Genomic DNA, 20,099 nt, shown 5'->3' on the forward strand with positions numbered 1-20,099 from the left:
GTTTCTGAATGGAGCAGGATTTCGGGTCAGTGTCACTATTGGGGTAACAACTAAACTGCTTCAAGGCTCTGCTGTTTTATGGTCGAATATTCGGGAACTGTGATGTCCATTGAGGCTTTATTTTCGTATCGTTAATCGCATTCAACAGCACGTATGAATACGTGAGTTATCTCCTTTAGGTCTTGGGAAAAATCCCCACCTACCTGTGATTCATTAGGAATGTACGGTCTGAGATTTTAAAGCGTATATACTTGGTAAACGCTCTCTTTATTCTGATGAATGATTTTATATGGCTAGGTATACATCCAGCCAAGTGTACCGATGACAATTGCAAGGATGATTAAAGTAATTGCAGTTTTACGCATTAGCACACCATAAAATGCCAGAGACATTCCGATGCACAGAATTATTAACACGGGCCACATACTGAGTAAAACGTATAGATAAATTTCTACATCGTTGCTAATAGTTACATTCACACCAATATTCCTCACCTGACTTTTCATAGGTTAAATATCGCACCATATAACATCATGCAACTGTCTTGCTTTAATATGCATTGGTGATAAAAAATCTTCTACTTGAATTCATTAGTTCTTACCATTTCGTTTAGGATAGCGAGTCGTTTACTCAAAGTGGTAACGAGACCTACTTTATTGAGGTTACCAGTTACACCCAAAGGCAAGCAATAGATAATGAACCTGGTTCCGTTTTCAGGTTTCTGCAAGCTCGCTGCGCAACACGACAAAATTTTTGTACTGGGTGTTATTACAACAGCAAAACGATACTGCTAAACACTTGGCACATTTCTTAATGTTCACGCATGAAGGTGTCTATATAGTTCACTCTGGTTTCCCAAAAAAACTGTACGTTCAAATGTATTTATACCGCAAGCTGGCATGGAGGCGCCAGTTGGAGTTAAATCAGGTTATGGTTGTAAGGGGGGTCAGTCCACAGCTCCTCAACACAACGGCTCCGTGATTTCATCTGTGATTGCAAAAGTGGCTATAACGTTACGGAGTCATATCTCATTGACACTCTATATTGGCCATTGTATAAAACCCCGCCTCAGTAATGAGTTTCATTTTCATTCAAAAAACACCCCGGATTTTCGAAAACGATATTAATGAAGGATAGCTAATGAAAAAGGTCATCTGCGCGTTGGGTATTGCGTTTGCCTCGGTCAGTTCTGCTCTGGCAGCCACCTATCCTTTAACCATCGAAAACTGTGGGTATAAAGAGACATTTTCCCAAGCACCTGAACGCGTGGTGGCACTGGGCCAAAATACCGTTGAGATTTTGCTCCTGCTGAACCTGCAAGACAAGGTCATCGCCAGTGCATTTTGGCCGACCAAAGTTTTGCCACAGTTGGCTGAACAAAATGAGAAAATCAAGACGCTGACGGTAGAAATCCCTACCCTTGAATCCGTGCTTGCGCAGGATCCAGATTTCGTTGCTGCTCAATTACCGCTGTTACTGGGGCCGGAAAGCAAGGTCGCCAAACGTGAAGATCTGGTGACCTTCGGCGTGAACAGCTATGTGTCACCGGGCATGTGCGCCACCAAAAAAGCCATCGGCGACATGTATGGGAGCCGCCAGAAGCTTTGGGATATGACCTATCTCTATAAAGAAATTGCCGATCTTGCCAACATTTTTAACGTTGAAGATCGTGGTCGGGCCGTTATTGCCGATTTCAAAAAGCGTGAGGCAAACCTACGCCAAGAGTTCGGTAAAAACAAACAGGATCTCTCCTTTGTATTTTGGTTCTCGAGCTCATCCCCCTCAGCTGACGCTTATGTAGGAGGTAAAAACAGCGCATCCGGATTTATCGCCAACGTGCTGGGCGGACATAACGCCATCACTTCCGAGACAGAGTGGCCGACGGTGAGTTGGGAAAGTATTATCGCTGCGAATCCGGATGTGATCGTGGTCTCCAGTCTGGATCGTAATCGTTGGGCGCTGGACAACGCGGCGGAAAAAATCAAATTCCTAAAAAGCGATCCGGCTGTCAGCGAACTCGACGCAGTGAAAAAAGGTCATATCGTGGTGATGGATGGCCAGGCGATGAACCCGACAATCAGGACGATCTACGGTGCTGAACAGGTGGGTGAACAACTCCGAAAACTGGGACTGAACTGATGACGGCCGCCGTTCTTCACCCTCGCAAGGGGCTGTTTCGGAGCTTCACGATTTTGCTCGCCGTGGCGCTGTTATTCTTGGTGATCGCGATTGGCGTGAGCGTAGGGGAGCTTTCGATCCCGCTGCAAAGCGTTTTTTATGCCATCAGTAATAAAATGGGGCTGACTGAAATGCCACTCAGCCGCATCCAGGAAAGCGTGATTTGGGACTTCCGTCTAAGCCGTGCACTGGTAGCGGCATGCAGCGGTGCCGGGTTAGCCATTTGCGGCGCCGTTTTGCAAAGTTTACTGAAGAATGCGCTAGCCGAGCCTTATGTACTCGGTGTTTCTGCCGGGGCATCGACCGGAGCGGTTTCTGTCGTGGTTATGGGCATAGGCACCGGAACCGTCTCTCTTTCTGCGGGTGCTTTTGCCGGGGCATTTGCCGCCTTTGCCTTTGTCGCTTTTCTGACCAACGGCGCGCGCGGCGGAAATGAACGCACTATTCTGGCGGGGGTTGCGGCTTCCCAGCTCTTCAATGCGATTACCGCTTACACCATCAGCACGTCGGCTAGCGCGCAGCAGGCGCGTGATGTGATGTTCTGGCTATTGGGCAGCTTCAGCGGCGTGCGATGGCCAGAATTCCAGCTGGCGCTGGCGGTGGTGGTGATAGGGCTTGCCGTATGCCTTTACTATTCCCGGGCACTGGATGCATTTACTTTCGGTGATGATGCAGCCGCATCGCTCGGCATCGCGGTGCCATGGGTTCGTCTGACTCTTTTTACCGTCACCGCGCTCATTACTGCGACCATCGTTAGTATGGCGGGCTCTATTGGCTTTGTGGGACTGGTGGTTCCGCATGTGATGCGTTTCTTTTTTGGCCCGCTGCACCGGACGCTGCTGATTGCCAGCGCGTTGGCGGGCGCTATCCTGATGGTGCTGGCCGACATTGCCTCGCGTCTGCTAATTGCACCGCAAACTCTGCCGGTCGGCGTGGTAACTGCGCTGGTCGGCGTGCCTTTTTTTACCGTGATTATTTACCGTTCAAGGAATAAGTGATGAGCATCTCCGCTGACAACATTACATGGAAGGTAGGCAAAAAGGTTATCGTCAATGGCGTCTCGCTTAGCGTTTCTCGCGGTGAAACCGTGGGGCTACTTGGCCCCAATGGTTGCGGTAAATCTTCGCTTTTGCGTATCCTCGCGGGCCTCCGCCGCCCGGATGCCGGTCGCGTGACGCTGGATGGGCAAAACATTGCCCATATCGCCAAAAAGCGGCTTGCCCGCCGGGTAGCCTTCGTTGAGCAGCATGGCATGACCGAGGCCAACATGCGCGTTTGCGACGTGGTCAAACTTGGGCGTATTCCTCATCACTCTGCTTTTTCGAACTGGAGCGCGCACGATGATGAGACCATTATCGCCGCCCTACAAAGAGTGGACATGCTGGAAAAAAGCGCTCAAGGCTGGCTGAGCCTCTCCGGAGGGGAGCGCCAGCGGGTACACATTGCCCGTGCGCTGGCGCAGACGCCCACCGAGATCCTCCTGGATGAGCCGACCAACCATCTGGACATTCATCATCAGATGCAGCTCATGCAGTTGATCAGCGAGTTACCCGTCACAAGCATTGTGGCCATTCACGATCTCAATCACGCAGCGATGTTTTGTGATTCACTGATTGTGATGCAGGGCGGGCAAATCATTGCCACCGGGACCCCCGAGGATATTTTGTCGGAAGCGCTGCTCTGGGATGTCTTTAGGGTGAAAACGAAAATTGAGATCTCCCGCTTCCATGGTAAAAAGCACATTCATTTTCTCGTTTAGGATGAGGTTGCATGACTCTTTTCTACCTGCGTCCTGCCACAACGCTACGGCCATCCGTTTTACTGGGTAGCCAGTTTGTTTTTAACATCGGCTTTTACGCGGTTGTCCCCTTTCTTGCGATATTTTTGCGCGATGACATGAGACTCTCCGGCGCTATTATCGGATTGGTTCTCGGATTGCGTACCTTCTCGCAGCAAGGGATGTTCATCCTCGGCGGCGCACTTTCTGACCGGTACGGCGCAAAGGTCGTCATCCTGAGCGGCTGCATTGTTCGCGTTGTAGGCTATCTACTGCTGGCGTTCGGGCAATCCCTGTGGCCTATCATTCTGGGGGCATGTCTTACCGGCATCGGTGGTGCGCTGTTCTCTCCATCGATTGAAGCGCTGCTGGCTAAAACGGGGACGTACAGCGAGGTAAACGGAAAGCGCAGCCGAGCGGAGTGGTTTGCACTTTTCGCCGTGTGTGGCGAACTCGGCGCCGTGTTGGGCCCGGTTGTTGGCGCGCTGTTAACAGGGCTCGGTTTCCGTCAGGTGGCGCTCTTAGGGGCTGGAGTCTTTGTTATAGCCTTGGTGGTGCTGTACTTCTGCCTTCCTGCCACTCATCGTAGCGAGCGGACGCTAGAAATAGTGCCCTGGTGGACGACATTCCGTCAGCCGCGTTTCGTCGCGTTTATCACCGCTTACAGTTCGTGGCTTTTAAGCTACAACCAGCTCTATTTAGCGCTACCGGTTGAGATTCAGCGATCGGGCGGCAACGAAAAAGATCTCGGCCCGCTTTTTATGCTAGCTTCCATCCTGATCATTGCCTTCCAGCTTCCGCTTGCGCGTTTCGCACGGCGAGTAGGATCAATCAAAACCTTACCAATGGGTTTTTTGCTGCTGTCTGCCGCTTTTGGGAGTGTGGCCATGTTCGCCGCGACACCGCCGCTGGCAGGCTGGCTGCGGTTAATGCCTTCGGCATGTCTGGTCACGCTTTTAACGTTAGGGCAGATGCTGCTGGTGCCATCGGCTAAGGATCTGATCCCGCGGTTCGCCAATGAGTCGACGCTTGGCGCGCACTATGGCGCGTTAGCCACCGCCGGAGGCTTCGCGGTGCTGACCGGTAATTTATTGTTTGGCCCGTTGTTGGATAAGGCGTTGGTCCCTTCAACGCAGGCTATCTATCCCTGGTTGCTATTGGCACTGTTTCCCTTATGCAGCGCTGCGGCTATGACCGTGATTTGTTGGCCACTGCAAAGAACGCTGGGCGAAAAAACCAGAATACGATGATATGGTCTTTGGACTGCCCCCAGACAGGCCGTCAGGAAAACGCAATAATAAGAATGCGTGCCGATAATTGTCGTCTGAACTGCATGAGAGCATTTTGAATCGCCGCGGATAATCTAGACACTTCCGAGCCGTTGATGGACTGACCCCGCCCCGGTAGACGATCCTGCCCTATAGGTAACCGGCAAATGATGCCGGGCCTCGCTGAGCGTATTATCCGCGAAAGTTATGCTGATTTTGGTCCGGCTTTAGCCTGTGAGAAGCCCACCGAGAACCATGGTCTGTATCTGGCCAAAGAGACGCTACGTAAGCTGATGAGACAGGCCGGAGTATGAATGATAAAGAGCAGTAAATGTTCTTTATCAATATTGCTTGTAGCGATTGCAGTCAGCGGCCAAGGTGCAAAACATCAAAACGTGATCCGAGACGTATAAGGCGCTGGATTCATATGCGTTGAAATGAAAATCATTCTCATATATTATTTGTGTCTAAATATTTCTCGATTTACTCTTCTCCGGCGGTTAGAGCGACATGTCATCTCCTGGTTTTTGCTCAGCTGAAAATATTGTGCTGCTGTTCTCCGAGCATAACAACTGGCTGCAAAAGTTGCTCAGACGACGCCTCGGGAATGCCAGCGATGCCGCCGACCTCGCGCAGGACGTCTTCCTGCGCCTGCTGATAAAACCGCGAAACTTTGACAATCTTACCGGCGCACGCGCCTATCTTGGTTCGATGGCTCAGGGCATGTGTATTGACCTGTGGCGCAGAAAAGAAATCGAGCGCGTCTGGCTGGAAACATTGGCAGCTCAACCGCTGGCCACCGCGGTCTCAGCAGAACACTGCGCGATCGTCCTGGAAACACTTTTTCAGGTGGATGCCATGCTGCAGGCGCTGCCGGAGAAAGTCCGCGCGGCGTTTTTGATGTCGCAGATCGGCGGGCTGACCTACGCGAAAATCGCCGCTGAACTCGCCGTCTCCGAGCGCATGGTGAAGAAATATATGGCTCAGGCCATGCTTCACTGCCTGAGTTTTGAAGTCGAGTATCTCGATGCACTCCCCCCCCCCCCCGCTGCGGTCAGATACGATGAGCCATAAACCCGGCTTCGCCGCGCTGCAGCAGGCGGCAAACTGGTATGCCGAAGTCGAGGACCTCGCGTCACCGCAGACCTATCCCGCCGCGTTACAGCGCTGGCTTGACGAGAGTCAGGAGAATCAGCTGGCGTGGCGGTACGTGCTGAATATCAGCCAGCGCTTTTCGCTGCTGCGGGAAAGTGATGAGCGACAAACGGCGGCACTGACCGCGTTGACCCAGAGAACGCACGCCGCCGGGCGGCGCCAGGTGCTAAAAATGGCGGCCTGGATGTCCGTCGGCACCCTGCTCGCCTGGGGCAGCTGGCGTCATGCGCCGCTGCGCAATCAGCTCCTGGCGTGGCATGCCGATTATCACAGCCCCTGCGGCGAAATCAGGTCGTTTACGCTGGCTGATGGCTCGCGGATCTGGCTTGACACCGACAGCGCGCTGAACGTTGATTACTCCCCGACGCAGCGCGCGCTGCGGCTGCTGAACGGCCGGGTGATGATCGAAACCGCCGCCGATCAGCATCGCCCGCTGACCATCGCCACCGCGCAGGGCAAAATGCGCGCCCTCGGCACGCGCTTCAGCGTGCAGGCGCTCGGCGATACCACCGTGTTGCAGGTGTATCAGGGGGCGGTGGAAGTTTCTCCGGCGGCCATCAGCGACGCGTCGATCGCACAGGCCGGTCAGGCGATGACCTTCCGCCAGTATGCCTTTGGCCCGATCTCGCCGCTGCGTAATGCGCAGCCTGCCTGGCCCCGCGGGTTGCTACAGGCCGATAATCTCCCCCTCGGTGAGTTTATCGAACGGCTGTCGGCCTACCGCCACGGCTATCTGGGATGTGATCCGGCCGTGTCAGCGCTGACCGTCACCGGTACGTTCCCGTTGAATGATACCGATATGGCGCTGAACATGCTCACCAACGCGCTGCCCGTGCAGCTCAACCGCCGCTTCTCATGGTGGCTGACGGTCGCACCGCGCGATAAATAACAAATAAATTCGCCTCATCGGTTCCCCTTTACGTGCCCTCATCCGATTAACTCTATGCAGCACTTTTACTTTTGGGAATTATCAGGGGGATCTATGTCATCATCACCACGCACCAGCCCGCTGCGGATTTTCCGTCGTTCGCCGACGCCCGCTCTCCTGCGCATGATGTTTTGTGCGCCGCTATTGATCTTTGCCATCGCCCTCGCGCCCGCTGCGCAGGCCGCCGAAACGGCGACGGATAAGCACGTCTATGCGATCCCGGCCGCGCCGCTGGCGACTCAGCTGAATCAGTTTGCCGCGCAGTCGGGCATTTATCTGGCGAGCGATGCGCGGCTGACGGCCGGTAAATCCTCTCCGGCACTCAAAGGCACCTACACCCTTGCTGAAGGCTTCTCCCGGCTGTTGACCGATCGCGGGCTGCTGGCAGAACGTCAGCCCAACGGCAGCTACACCCTGAAAGCGATCCCTGAAGGGGACGAAATGGTGGTGGTCGGTGACATTAACTACGGCGCGATGACTGAAGACACCGGCTCTTACACCACCCGCAGCATGTCGGCGGCGACCCGTCTTAATCTCTCGCCGCGGGAGACGCCGCAGTCGGTCAGCGTAGTTACCCGCCAGCGGATGAACGATCAGAATATGACCTCGCTGGACGACGCGATGCGTCAGGTCACGGGCGTGAACGTCATCAACGAAAGCTCCTACCAGACTCGTTACCAGTCGCGCGGTTTCACGATGGATAACCTTCAGGAAGACGGTATCAACTCCTCGTTTCAGAACAGCCTCGCCGGAATGGGGTATGCCGAAGCCTCCACCGAATCACCGGATCTGGCCATTTACGATCATCTGGAAGTTCTGCGCGGCGCGTCAGGCCTGACCCAGGGCAGCGGCGAACCGGGGGGAACGGTGAACATGGTGCGCAAGCGTCCGACCTACGATTTTCGCTCTTCCGTCAGCGCCAGCGCCGGCAGCTGGGATAACTACCGCGGCGAAATGGACGTCTCCGGGCCGCTGAATGACGATGCCTCGCTACGAGGCCGCGCAGTTGGCGTACTGCAAAAAAGAGACAGCTTTACCGATTACGTGCACAGCGATCGCCAGGTGCTGTTCGGTACTCTCGCCTATGATTTGACGTCGCAGACCACACTGACCACCGGTCTCTCCTGGCAAAAAACCGATACGGTGCCCAATCTTTACGGCGTGCCGATGTCCACCAACTACTCCAGCCTGGGTCTGCCCCGCTCGACCTTCCTGGGGGCCAGCTGGAATAACATCACCTTCGAGAAAACTAACGCCTACGCCGAGCTCGAACACTATTTTGATAACGAATGGGTCGCCAAAAGCTCGCTGAACTACACGACCGCCAGCGCCGAGGGCAAATTCATCGGCGTTTACGGCAACGGCACTCAGGGCGTGGATGATTCAGGCAGCGCGAAGCTCAACAGCTACCTGCAACGACACAACCGCAGTAGCCAGTACGGCGTGAACATCAACCTGAGCGGGCCGTTCGGGCTGCTGGGTCGCGATCACCAGCTGGTATTCGGCGGTGATTATCAGAAGGAGAACTTCAATAACTTATTTGGTTCGCTGAGCAATTCCAGCGCGGTAAATATCTATAGCTGGGACCCCGATAGCCTCTCCGAACCCGTCTGGGATTACACCCGCCGCTATCAGTACAACGTCTATCAGCGCGGCCTGTACGCCACGACACGGCTGAGCCTGACCGACGACTGGAAGCTGATCCTCGGAAACCGTTACAGTAGCTTTACCTACGACTCCTATTTTACCAATCTCACCACCGGGGCGATGACCGCGCACAGCAATTACAAGGTGAAAGGCAAAATCATCCCCTACGGCGGCCTGCTGTGGGATTTCGCCAAAGACTATACCTGGTATCTGAGCTACGCCGAAATCTACAAACCGCAAAGCCTGCAGGATGCCAGCGGCAACTTCCTGCCGCCGGTCACCGGCAGCAATTACGAAACCGGCGTCAAAGGGGAGTTCTTCAACGGTGGGCTGAACGCCTCCGTCGCCCTGTTCCGCATTATTCAGGCGAATAACGCCATGAGCGGGGTGGACTGCGATGACTGCTACGTCGCCGACGGCAAGGTGCAGAGCCAGGGCATTGAAATGGAGATGTCCGGGCAGCTTGCGCAAGGTTGGCAGGTGTACGCCGGATACACGCTAAATAACAGCAAATATCTCGAAGCCGCCACCACGCAGAAAGGCACCAACTTCAGCAAACACACGCCGCAGCATCTTTTCCGCTTGTATAGCAGCTATTGCCTGCCGGGAGAGTGGGAGAAATGGTCCGTCGGCGCAGGGCTGACGGCGCAGACGGATACAACCACCAACTACGATGTGTCGCAGGGCGGATACACGCTTTTCAACGCCAATATCGGCTATCAGTACAGTAAACAAATAAGCCTGAGCCTGAACGGTAACAACTTGACGGATAAAGAGTACTACCTCGGCGTTTCCAACCGTCACCGCGGGGGAAACAATTTCTACGGCGATCCGCGTAACGTCATGTTCAACGTGAAATGGGCTTATTAAGCGCAAAGGATAATGGGCAGCCGTCCGCAAAGGCGGCCGTCACGCTTTTTACACACTCTGTGCGAACTTCTTTATGCAAAGTTTGAAACGGTTTTATCAACTGATAGCCCCCTGTTGGCTACACACTCGCGAATGGTTTTCGTGGCTTTTATTGGTGATGCTGACCGCTCTCACGCTGAGCATGGTATGGGTAAGTGTGCAGTACAACAGCTGGAGCCGGGAACTTTATGATGCCCTCAGCGACTACTTTCAGCATGCGTCGATCAGCATGCTGGCGCTCACTTATGCCGGATATACTGCGCTGTTTGTGGCGTTTATTATCAGCTCGAACTGGCTGAAAAAATTACTGACCATCCGCTGGCGACAGAAAATGACCATGAGATTTCAGCATCTGTGGCTGCGACAACATAATCATTACCGTCTCAGCCTCCATGTGGAACACGATAATCCCGATCAGCGTATAGCCGAGGATATTCGTCTGCTGGTTGAGCAGAGCCTTGGGCTATTCTTGTCGCTGCTAAAAAACATCACGGGGCTTTTATCGTTCATCTTTATTCTGTGGCAGCTCTCTGGCACGCTCAGTCTCAACGTTGCCGGACACAACGTCACTCTGCACGGTTATCTGGTGTGGGTGGCGCTGGGGTATGCGACCATTAGCAGCCTGCTGGCCCACTGGATAGGCCGCCCGCTGCATCAGCTGAATATAGAGCGGCAAAAAAGCGAGGCGGACTACCGTGCCAGCCTGCTGCGCATCCGCGAAAACAGCGAGCAGATTGCCTTATACAGCGCTGAACGTGCAGAACTGCGCCGCGTACACCGTCATTTTTCGGCAATTGCGCAGAATTGGCAGCGGCTGATGTCGCGCGAGTTTCGCCTTGATACGTTCACCACCTCCTATTTTCGTCTGAGTCTGATGATCCCGATTTTTGCCGTCCTGCCGCTGTACATCGCAAAACAGATCTCGCTTGGCGGCGTCATGCAGACGCGCGCCGCTTTCGGTTATGTCCTTGACGCCTTCGGCTGGTTTATCGACTCCTACCGCCAGATAGTGGCCTGGTCAGCGACGGTAGAGAGGCTATGGCAGTTTGAGCAAGACTTAATCGCACTGCCGGCGCAATCGCGCTTTTCACGCCAGCCCGGTGCATTACGCTGTCTTCATCTTGTCGCCCGTCACGCTGATGGTACGCCCCTGTTTAACCCGATAAGTCTCGACTTACGGCGCGGGGAGGCGCTGGCGATTATCGGCGCCAGCGGGTGTGGGAAAACGACCTTCTTAAGAGTACTCTCCGGGTTATGGCCATATCGCAGCGGGGTCTATAGCCATCCGACCGGCAAAAGTCTGTTCGTGCCGCAAAAACCGTATCTGCCCGACGATCTTCTGAGCCATGTGTTGACGTATCCGGGCTTAGCTAAAGTCAGCAGTCAACGGCTGGAGATCTGCCTGAAGAAGGTTGGGCTACACCATTTGTGCCGGCAGCTGAATGAGCGCCAGCCATGGCGCGGTATCCTTTCTGGCGGCGAGCAGCAGCGTCTTTCCTTTGCCCGCATTCTGGTGAATCAGCCCGATTTTATTTGCCTTGATGAATCAACTAGCCACCTGGACGATGGGACGGCCGTAGCGCTGATAGGCGCTATCCGCCGCGAACTCCCGCAGAGCATCATCCTGGTTGTCAGCCACCAAAGAGCAGTTATAGATTCGATGAATATGCAATATCTTATTGAAGGGTATCGTTAAAATTTTTTACAGCCATTTTAGATTAGGTACAAAAAAGAACATAGCGTCCTCTTTTCCTGCCATTAATCTGCATATCCATTATGGCCTGTTGTTTGCAGCAGGTTCTGTTTCCGTCTGTCCATGTGGGTGGGCAACTGGCGGTCTCAACACAGATGTCAAAGTGAAAAATGGTCAGGCGCTGCGGGGACTGTTACGACCTCTGAGCGCAAAGCTGATACTGAGTGACTGAACACATGCTGCGATGTGCAGTGGAATACGGTTAAGGATGCCTACGACAGCTGGAATTATAAAAGTCAGAGGTATGAATCGGGCTGTGGCGATTGCTAATGCAGCAGCAGCCGTGACAAGCAGGTAGCTCGCCTGTGCTGCTATCCAGCTACGATAAGGACCGTTCAGGAACCAGAATTCACTTGCCGCGCACTGGAACAATGGCCTTTGGATGGCGTGGAGCTGCGGCTTATCCAGCCCGGCAAGCCGACAGAGAACGGATTTATTGAAGGTTTAACGGAAGATATAGAGATGAATGCCTGAGCGACCACTGGTTCAGCGATATTGTTTATACCAGGAAAACTATTAATGACTTGCGGCAGGATTATAACGAGTGCCATCCACATTCATCGCTGGATTATAAGACGCCAGCTGAATTTGCAGCGGACTGGCGAAACGGGAAGTATGAAGAAAAACTAACCGACATTATGGACTTACCACTTATATTTAAACTAAAAAACAAATAAATTCCAGATTTATCAAGATCAATTAACTTTTAAATTTATATAAATAAAGTGAGCAATTAATAAATCAGCCTCATCCAACAGGCTGCTTTTTATCCATTAAGATTCTCTTCAAATCTGCTGAGCTAAAAAGATAGTATTCTATATATGAAAAGTATATCGACATATAGTCTTCAACTAAATCTAATAAGCATTGACTCACCACTATTGTATTTTTATTCATGCTTTGAAGGTATCCATCTTTCATTAACTTATTAATTAACCTTATAACTTGCGTTCTTGAAACACAAATCACGCACGCTAATTTATTAATCGTGTAGTTAACCTGCATTTTATTATGAACCGAGTTCATATATAAATGAATTAAAAGTGATCGACCACCGTCCTTATCAAGATAATAATCAATTTCATTGTTTATCGATTTATATGTCACACCTTTCAGTAAAGGAACAGATACGCCATAGAAAAAGTCCTGTAGAAAAGAATAAGTAGCAATGGACTCCATGTTGAAATTATATTCAGGATATAGATTTCTCAATGGTGCGATAACCGTATAAATATAACTTTTGAGGTCTCTCAATCCTTTTGGTGTAATGATCAGCTTTACGTTTCTCCTGTCATCTGCATCTCTTTCTGTATCGATTCTACCTGACGCCTTGAGCAATGAGATAACAGCTATAATACTGTTCTGGCTAGATATGGAGTTTATCTCACAGTATTTTTTAATATCTGTTATAGATGTTACGCTACCATTAAAAATGAAGCAACATGTCATAAGTATAATATTAAATCTACTCTCATTGAGTATATACTTAAAGAATGCGGGCTGTAGTTTCAATAGAGCTTTATCATTCTGATAAAATTCCTCTATAGCGTAAAAAAAATTCTTGCGACTTTTAATTGTTAACGCATTTGATATAATGGCTTGCTTTATTATTTCTGCTGACATAATTAACCTGCCAAAGATATACTGAATTTGATAATCTCATCACTCTCTTGAACAAACTTGATCATAGATTCCTCACTGAGCGGTCTACTAATTAATCCTCCCTGAAAGTCAAGCTTAGTAAGATGACGTAAGGCATTTAATTTTTTAATACTATCAATACCTTCTGCAATACACTTTCTGTTGGTTAAAGAACAGTAATGCTGTAGAGAGTTTATTAATGCCAGACAATCGAAGTCGCACAAAGAGTCACTCACTGCAGACATATCTATTTTATAGCCGTCAAACTTAACTTTCCGAACAGGGAAAAAAGCACTTTTATCAGAAAAACAATCATCAAGAAAAACACGATATCCCAAATTCTGTATAGAAATGATATTATCAATTACTTCAGGATGATGTTCGAAGGAAGTCTTTTCATTCAGTTCGAGAACCAAGCTGTTATAGTTTTGATTATTTATCGATGATCGAGCTACATTGAGCATTTTCACAACTCCCTGCTCATAAATTAACTGACTCGGGAGGTTTATAGAGAAATAATACTTTCCCTGGAACCTGTTTATCATTTTTATAGCATGCCTGAGTACAAATGCAGACAACACCATCCATGGGTACTTACTACGAAATCCAGGAAGAAAATCACCCGGATATCTTATAATACCCCCCTGTAGCCATCTGACCAGGATCTCGAAACCTTGCAGTCTGAGATTATGGTCAACTATTGGCTGAAAAACTACAAAGATATCATTTTCTGCAACAGCATTTACGAAACTTCTTTCATCCTCTGATAAACAATCAAAATGTCTATCACAAATGATCCCAGGTTTTTTATCTGTAGTCAGAGTTGCCATGCCCCAGCATTTGAATTTTTTCATACCTGTCAACCTGTATTTGTAAAGTGATTTAACACTTAGTCCAGTTTCAGAAACCTGTGATCTGAGGTCTCTTCCTCGATACACATTTGTGAGTACCTGTAATTCGTGATTACTCATGCCTTTCGCCGTCATGGTACCCAGTAAGTTTTCAAGAAATGCATTACACATTAAACAGTTATGCATGGCACTTCCTGTTTTCAGGAGTTTATCCACGTTCTGCACGGTACAACTGACAGGCGCAATGATAAAATCGATACGTCTGAGTATCCTCTTTTTCATGTTAGCGATTAATGTTTTAGCGATAAGTAATGCAGAGGCATCTGTCACAAATACTACGGTAATTCTATTGTCACTTTCATTTAAGACTTTAATTATCTCACCAAGAGTCGAAAGAAAGCTATATTCATGCCTAGGCAAATGAGCGATAGCCGCTTCAGGTAACCATGCATCTTTTGGCTCAACTTCAGTCGAGGCTTCAGTTCTAATTTTGAAATATTCTCTGATGCCTTTTTTAAAAAAGGCACATTTTGAAATAACAATGCTGACATCCATTTTAGTTTTCCCGCCATTTTAAGATTAAACGATGACGTTATATACAAATATAAGCCACTGAAGCTTTCCGGCACAATTAATTTCGTAGCATTAATTGGTTTTTTTTGTGTCTATTTTATATGGATATTTATGTCAGCATCGTCTATTTTTGTTCCCGGGTCACATATTTACCGATATGTCTGTTAACTCCCCCCCGTCCCCAATAAGTGTGAATATAATTCTGACTGGTGAATCTGCGATGGAATTCTCATGTATGCTGACTTCTGCATGTGGCGGGAATGTTAACATGCCATTTTTTATGGTGTGTTCTCTGTTTTCCTTATCCAAATATCTGATGCGTGAAACCGACAGATAGTTTGCTGAATGATTACTGCATTTCAAAAGACCTTTGCTCTGAAGCGTACATCGTACCTTCGCAAGGCTTTCAGCCGGCGTAGTGGTGACTAGCGTAGGTCTGTAAATAATTTTAATTTGCGTGTTCATGGTAACAAGAACACTGTTTTCTTTATTCATTCTTGTATCGGGCGGCATTTCATAAATATTAAGCCAAAAAAGTGACTCCCGATCCTGAGCCAGTGATGTATCATTTTTGACTATGCGAATGCCTCTGACATCACCCATTTCAAGTCTGAATACCGGAGGAAGGATGATAAAGGGAATGTTCTTCACATCCGGATCACCTTCTCCATTATCGGCCCAGGTCTGCACAACTACTGGGTAAGAATTGGTATTCACCAGCATAAGGCTCTGCATTCTGTCAGAGGCATTAAAAATGACTCTTGACTGAGACGGCATTACGCCAGAGTAAACGGGTGATACTAACATCCAAAGCATCAGGCTGATTATGATTTTATTCATTGTACCTGCACCATTACCGTCGCAGTGGATTTAACTTTACCAGCTACAACTGTCTGTCCATCTATTTTTTTTAGCGTGGCGGTGAAGTTATAGCTGTAATTTGTATATCCGCTGCTGGAACTACCAACCGGGGTCGCATTGTTCAGCACAGGGTACCATCCCGCTGAATTGCCGGAATGGTTAAGAATATCCATGCCCTGCTCGCCGATAAGAGTCAGGGCTGTACCCGGCGCACTGCTGTATGAAATTGCGATCCCCACACCTTTTGCCATTCCTGTCGCCTGATAGTTATCAGACAGCAGTATGCTGACGCCATTGCTGCTGTTTACCAGTCCAAGTTCCCTGGCTGCTGTAAATGCCCCGCTTGATACCTGGAATCCTATAGCGGTCTGGCCGGAATTCGCGGTTGTACCTGAGGTAACTGAATTACTGCATTCAACCGTCACATTAAAACCAGCCGTACTGGTGAGACCTTTATTTAAATCACTTACTGAAATCGTTGGCAGAAGCACCACTGGTGTAGCACTTCTGGCGACACAGCTTGGTGAGTTGTAAAGCGTGTTGACAGATCTCATGCCATAACCAAATCCGTTATCAACTCCCCAGAAACGGTAGTTAGTGTTACTGTCTTCGCCTATATTGTCATGGGTCAGGCCCGGACCGACCAGCTGAATATAGGCGTTCGGCTGTATGCATGAATAATTGACACCGGTCGGTGTTCCTGTGACAACGCCGGATGTGCCCCTTCCACAATAGGCTGAACCAGAACCACTTCCGGGAGGAATGGTACTGATGCGATATAATTCCGCCTGAAGAGCAGGTACGTCCTGCAGACGAATATCTATCTTGGCTGAGTTGGATGCGTTAGTGGCATAGGTCGTAACCGGAACCTTGGCCCAGTAACGCGTCAGCGTTACGCCACTCATTGTCTGTTTTATACCAACATAAGCAAAATACGTTGCATACACATCCGGTATGCCGTCCTGTTCTCCGAGATCCCAGTATCCACCAACCCTGTCATCACCATTCGTTGCCGCAAGGAAATAAATATTCGGCAAATCTGTCAAATCACACGTCCATAGAATGGTCGACGCCGTTGCACCTCCAAAGGTGTAGTTTGTCGGTGGCACGGTAATAGACCCCAGTAGGGTACGAACCGGCTGAAAGTAGGTATCCGTTAAATTGATGCGCCCAAAAGGAATCAATGCCGTCCTGTTATCTTCCGTCTGTGAGGCACCTGTGCTCTTACAGGTTGCCCAGGTCCCGGAAGCGCTCAGAGAAAGAAGCAAAACTAAAATTATACGTATCATTCCGTCAAATCTCTTCATGAAACACCTCCCTGCCGGTTGCTGCATGTTGCGCTGAGATTCACTATCTCTGCGTTTATCTCATCTTCACTGAGGGTGTACGGTATGTAACATTTATTATTGTCACCCCATTCAGCCAGAAGCTCGCCGCTGGTATCTGACACCCTGACATAGACCTGTCCTCCCTGCCCGGCAATTCCGACCGCCTCGCCTTTTCGGTCGTAGATTTGTGTCCCCATCGGTAGGGTATCCCCATTCCTGGAAGTAACCGTTATCAGCAGGGCAGTTCCTGTCCGCGTTTTGAAACTGACATTAACGGCAGCACCGGCGACAGGAACAACTCTTTTCTGGCTGTCTATGATCTCTGCATGTCCCTGCATGCCTTTGGGATCAAGAGAAATATTGTTATAGCGGTACGGCGTGAGCGCCGGAATTAATGCATAACCATTGTTGTCGATAACCGTCTGGTCAGAACTGAATATACGGGCCCCTTCGGCGCCTTTTGCTTCGACAATTGCAAAGGTATCACCCAGATAAGGGCCAAAAGTCACGCCGCCCGCATGTACGGCTAACGCGCCCTGAGCGTTGGCCGATGTTTGCCAGTATCCTTGCCCTTTCGAAGCGCTTGCAGCCAGCGACGCCTTTGGCAATCTCCGCTGTAAACTGCCGCTGAATACGTTCTGCCGGTATTTTTGATCCCGAATGGCGGTAATGCTGTAACTGGTTGTATGATTGTCATCTGCCATACCTGAAGCACTTGCCTGATATTGATCCCCACCACTGTTGCTGTGGTTATAGGATGTACTGAAACTCACGGGACGCGGACTGTCTGAGAATAGCGGTATAGAAAATGAAACTGCTGCAGCATTTTCAACATGGCCACGATCGCTATAGGTTCCGACGCGTTGTCTTGTTATAGCCAGGTTCATACTGATGTTCTGACCAAGCATTTTGCTGAAACCCAACTGGTATTGCGTGTCCCGCGACCGGCCGTCACGATAGGACTGGGTGGCGGCATTAATATATGATGTACCAAAATCACCGAGCGTCTGGCTCAACGTCAGGTCCCATCTTTCGCGTTGACCGCTGGTATAATTTAACCATTCATTACCTGTATATATTCTGTTCCTGTCACCCAGCACTGAAAGCAGATCGCGATAGCCGGCAGTAGAGTACCTGTAGCTGGCAAGTGACAGGTTTGTACCGGTAGCAGTGAAAGTTTTGCTCCATGATAAATGACTCATCCAGCCTTGACTGGTTGTATCGTCACTCAGCTTCGCCGTGGAGTAGGTTGCATCTGCACCAATTGCACCGATTCTGCTGGCATGGACACCACCAACAACATAAGCCGTGTAATTTTTTGCCACGCGTAATCCACCGTTTGCAGTCAGAGTATTAGTTATCCCTCTCTGATAGATAAAATCACCAAATTCGGTAGTCACATCCGTATCGCGTACTCTCCCGATCGCTAAGTTGTATTTCGACATGCCGGGACGTATTGACTCAGGTAAAGCAGAGAAGGGGACGGAATAGGTTTTTATCGTGCCATCGGCTTCGGTAATAACAACGGTCAAATCACCATTACCACCTGTAGGATAAAGGTCATTGATTTCAAATGCGCCAGGAGGAACAGTTGTCTGATAGATATCCTGACCATTCTGACGTATGGTCACTTTCGCATTACTTGACGCGATACCATTAATCAACGGTGCGTAACCTCTTTGTGACTGAGGAAGCATCTCTTCAGCGGATGAGAGGTTTAAGCCGTTATAGCTCATACCCGAAAAGAACTTCCCGTTGGTAATCAGCTGGCCAGCCATCAGTTGAGTGTTGAAGGCTGGTAGCGGACGCTGTACGTACTGGCGAACGTTATTCCACTGATTACCTGTCTCTTTATTCCAGTTCAGGTTGCTAATCTGCCGGTATTGCCATGAGGCAATATTGATGCCTCCGTTGAGTGAAAGCCACAAAGAATCCAGGTTGCTGCCACGAGAATCTGAGTAGGACACGTGATAATAGTTAGATACATAGTTCAGGAAACCCACGTTGTTTCCTGTCTGGAATTTGTCCGGATTAACATAATCTTTGGGTCTGGTAAGCAGCATTGCCTGAGGTGCAGTGACGTTTAGTTTAAGTTCAGAAAGGTTTGTCCTGGCAACAATCGCTGTTGAAATTTCGGAGATAATGAGACAACTCTTTGTATTTTTCGAGGCCGTCACATTCTCTCTAAACCCGATATCAGATATCAGGTTTTCTGGAAGGCACGGCAATACACTATTGTCATACTTAATGTAAGGAATTGTGTAGTTACCTAACAATTCATTATTGATATAGACATCAAGTTTATATTCGCCAGCAGCTATCGCGTTAGGGTTCTTCAGAGACTCAAGAACAGATTGATCGAAGTTAGCACCTTTAAATAATTCAGCATCAAAAATATATTCTTCTGAGCTTACCTCATCGGATGCTGTGGCGGTGAAAGATATTACTGAAAGATTTACGATTGAGAGCGCTATGCTGAGTAAAGATAACTTTGCAACCTCTTGGGGCACTTTACAAATGTCTTTCCTTAACAACATCCGCTCCATAGTCATTCACCATTATCAGTTTGATTGTCGTCCCTCGCAGTGAATGGATTCCATCCGGAAGAGACCATTTGACCTGTGAATCAGGATTTAACATCACGCTTTTTGCCAATATTATAAAACGACTGCCTGACTTCAGTTCAGCACTTCTGACATTAACAAAATAACCCGTTGGGTTTTTAACCATTAATTCGCTTCCGGAGGCAGAGAATTCCATTTTTTCATACGCATTTTCTGCTTCCCCGTTCAGTCCTGCTGGTCTGTAGAAAATCTTCACCCTGTTTGTAATGGCCAGAACTAGCTGATTCTGGCTTTTCTGCTCAGGTGTTACCATTGGCAACTGTGTGAAACTAAGATAAAAGATAGATTCTCTGTTCTGAGGTAAGTGACTCGCATCTTTCGTAATTAACCTTACAGATTGTCCTGTTTCACTCTCCATTCGAAATACAGGTGGTACAATAACGAAAGGAGAATGAGAATCAGGTTTACCTTTATCATCTGTAATCTGCATCTGAACAACGTAGGGTTGACTATCAGGGTTTTTCAACTGAACGGTTTTCTCTTTATTGTTAAATGGCACGATGACACGAGTTCCGGTCATTACAACGTTTGCATTTGCACACGGTATCATGCCAAACGCTGCAAAAAAAAGAATTATTGGCCTGATTTTCATATATTACCTGCTAA

15 protein-coding genes and 1 pseudogene are annotated in these 20,099 nt (G+C 49.2%); 10 read left to right on the plus strand and 6 right to left on the minus strand.

Translation table 11 applies throughout. The annotated features are described in order from the left end of the window. Nucleotides 1-1,140 precede the first annotated feature (1,140 nt). From eitA to K7H21_RS28260, 10 genes and pseudogenes are all read left to right on the plus strand, one after another. Nucleotides 1,141-2,139 carry a siderophore ABC transporter substrate-binding protein EitA gene (gene eitA, locus K7H21_RS28215; RefSeq protein ID WP_223035997.1) on the plus strand — a complete coding sequence of 333 codons (999 nt, stop codon included), beginning with the start codon at nucleotides 1,141-1,143 and terminating at the stop codon, nucleotides 2,137-2,139. Next, on the plus strand, nucleotides 2,139-3,176 hold the full coding sequence (locus K7H21_RS28220; RefSeq protein WP_223035998.1) for a FecCD family ABC transporter permease: 1,038 nt from the start codon (nucleotides 2,139-2,141) through the stop codon (nucleotides 3,174-3,176). The genes eitA and K7H21_RS28220 overlap by 1 nt, the downstream gene beginning before the upstream one ends. Continuing rightward, on the plus strand, nucleotides 3,176-3,937 hold the full coding sequence (gene eitC, locus K7H21_RS28225) for a siderophore ABC transporter ATP-binding protein EitC (RefSeq protein WP_223035999.1): 762 nt from the start codon (nucleotides 3,176-3,178) through the stop codon (nucleotides 3,935-3,937). Before K7H21_RS28220 ends, eitC begins: the two co-directional genes overlap by 1 nt. Nucleotides 3,938-3,948: 11 nt before the next feature. Next, a complete protein-coding gene (locus K7H21_RS28230) occupies nucleotides 3,949-5,205 on the plus strand; it encodes an MDR family MFS transporter (protein WP_223036000.1) in 1,257 nt (418 codons plus the stop codon). 185 nt (nucleotides 5,206-5,390) lie between these two features. Then, nucleotides 5,391-5,537 carry a hypothetical protein gene (locus K7H21_RS28235; RefSeq protein WP_462442482.1) on the plus strand — a complete coding sequence of 49 codons (147 nt, stop codon included), beginning with the start codon at nucleotides 5,391-5,393 and terminating at the stop codon, nucleotides 5,535-5,537. 196 nt (nucleotides 5,538-5,733) lie between these two features. Then, nucleotides 5,734-6,297 carry a sigma-70 family RNA polymerase sigma factor gene (locus tag K7H21_RS28240; RefSeq protein WP_223036001.1) on the plus strand — a complete coding sequence of 188 codons (564 nt, stop codon included), beginning with the start codon at nucleotides 5,734-5,736 and terminating at the stop codon, nucleotides 6,295-6,297. Beyond that, a complete protein-coding gene (locus tag K7H21_RS28245) occupies nucleotides 6,287-7,267 on the plus strand; it encodes a FecR domain-containing protein (protein ID WP_223036002.1) in 981 nt (326 codons plus the stop codon). Before K7H21_RS28240 ends, K7H21_RS28245 begins: the two co-directional genes overlap by 11 nt. A gap of 93 nt (nucleotides 7,268-7,360) precedes the next feature. Beyond that, nucleotides 7,361-9,823 carry a TonB-dependent siderophore receptor gene (locus tag K7H21_RS28250; protein ID WP_228751094.1) on the plus strand — a complete coding sequence of 821 codons (2,463 nt, stop codon included), beginning with the start codon at nucleotides 7,361-7,363 and terminating at the stop codon, nucleotides 9,821-9,823. A 73-nt stretch (nucleotides 9,824-9,896) separates the two neighbouring features. Then, nucleotides 9,897-11,558, plus strand: coding sequence for an ABC transporter ATP-binding protein/permease (locus tag K7H21_RS28255; protein WP_228751095.1), 1,662 nt, complete (start codon nucleotides 9,897-9,899; stop codon nucleotides 11,556-11,558). A gap of 369 nt (nucleotides 11,559-11,927) precedes the next feature. Beyond that, nucleotides 11,928-12,292, plus strand: a pseudogene (locus K7H21_RS28260) (integrase core domain-containing protein); the annotation flags it as partial. A 70-nt stretch (nucleotides 12,293-12,362) separates the two neighbouring features. On the opposite strand, the gene K7H21_RS28265 reads toward K7H21_RS28260, so the two are convergent. The 6 genes from K7H21_RS28265 to K7H21_RS28290 form a co-directional block, all read right to left on the minus strand. Further along, nucleotides 12,363-13,238, minus strand: a complete 876-nt coding sequence (locus K7H21_RS28265; protein ID WP_223036004.1) for a MarR family transcriptional regulator — start codon at nucleotides 13,236-13,238, stop codon at nucleotides 12,363-12,365. Between the two features lie 2 nt (nucleotides 13,239-13,240). Beyond that, nucleotides 13,241-14,662: an EAL domain-containing protein gene (locus tag K7H21_RS28270; protein WP_223036005.1), complete on the minus strand. Its 1,422-nt coding sequence runs from the start codon at nucleotides 14,660-14,662 to the stop codon at nucleotides 13,241-13,243. 159 nt (nucleotides 14,663-14,821) lie between these two features. Continuing rightward, nucleotides 14,822-15,520, minus strand: a complete 699-nt coding sequence (locus tag K7H21_RS28275) for a fimbrial biogenesis chaperone (RefSeq protein ID WP_223036006.1) — start codon at nucleotides 15,518-15,520, stop codon at nucleotides 14,822-14,824. Then, nucleotides 15,517-16,848, minus strand: coding sequence for a fimbrial protein (locus K7H21_RS28280; RefSeq protein WP_228751096.1), 1,332 nt, complete (start codon nucleotides 16,846-16,848; stop codon nucleotides 15,517-15,519). Before K7H21_RS28280 ends, K7H21_RS28275 begins: the two co-directional genes overlap by 4 nt. Continuing rightward, nucleotides 16,845-19,415, minus strand: coding sequence for a fimbria/pilus outer membrane usher protein (locus K7H21_RS28285; protein WP_228751097.1), 2,571 nt, complete (start codon nucleotides 19,413-19,415; stop codon nucleotides 16,845-16,847). The genes K7H21_RS28280 and K7H21_RS28285 overlap by 4 nt, the downstream gene beginning before the upstream one ends. Further along, a complete protein-coding gene (locus K7H21_RS28290) occupies nucleotides 19,381-20,085 on the minus strand; it encodes a fimbrial biogenesis chaperone (protein WP_223036007.1) in 705 nt (234 codons plus the stop codon). Before K7H21_RS28290 ends, K7H21_RS28285 begins: the two co-directional genes overlap by 35 nt. Between the last annotated feature and the right edge of the window lie 14 nt (nucleotides 20,086-20,099).

The organism is Klebsiella sp. CTHL.F3a (genome assembly GCF_019890895.1).
Classification (GTDB): domain Bacteria; phylum Pseudomonadota; class Gammaproteobacteria; order Enterobacterales; family Enterobacteriaceae; genus Klebsiella; species Klebsiella grimontii.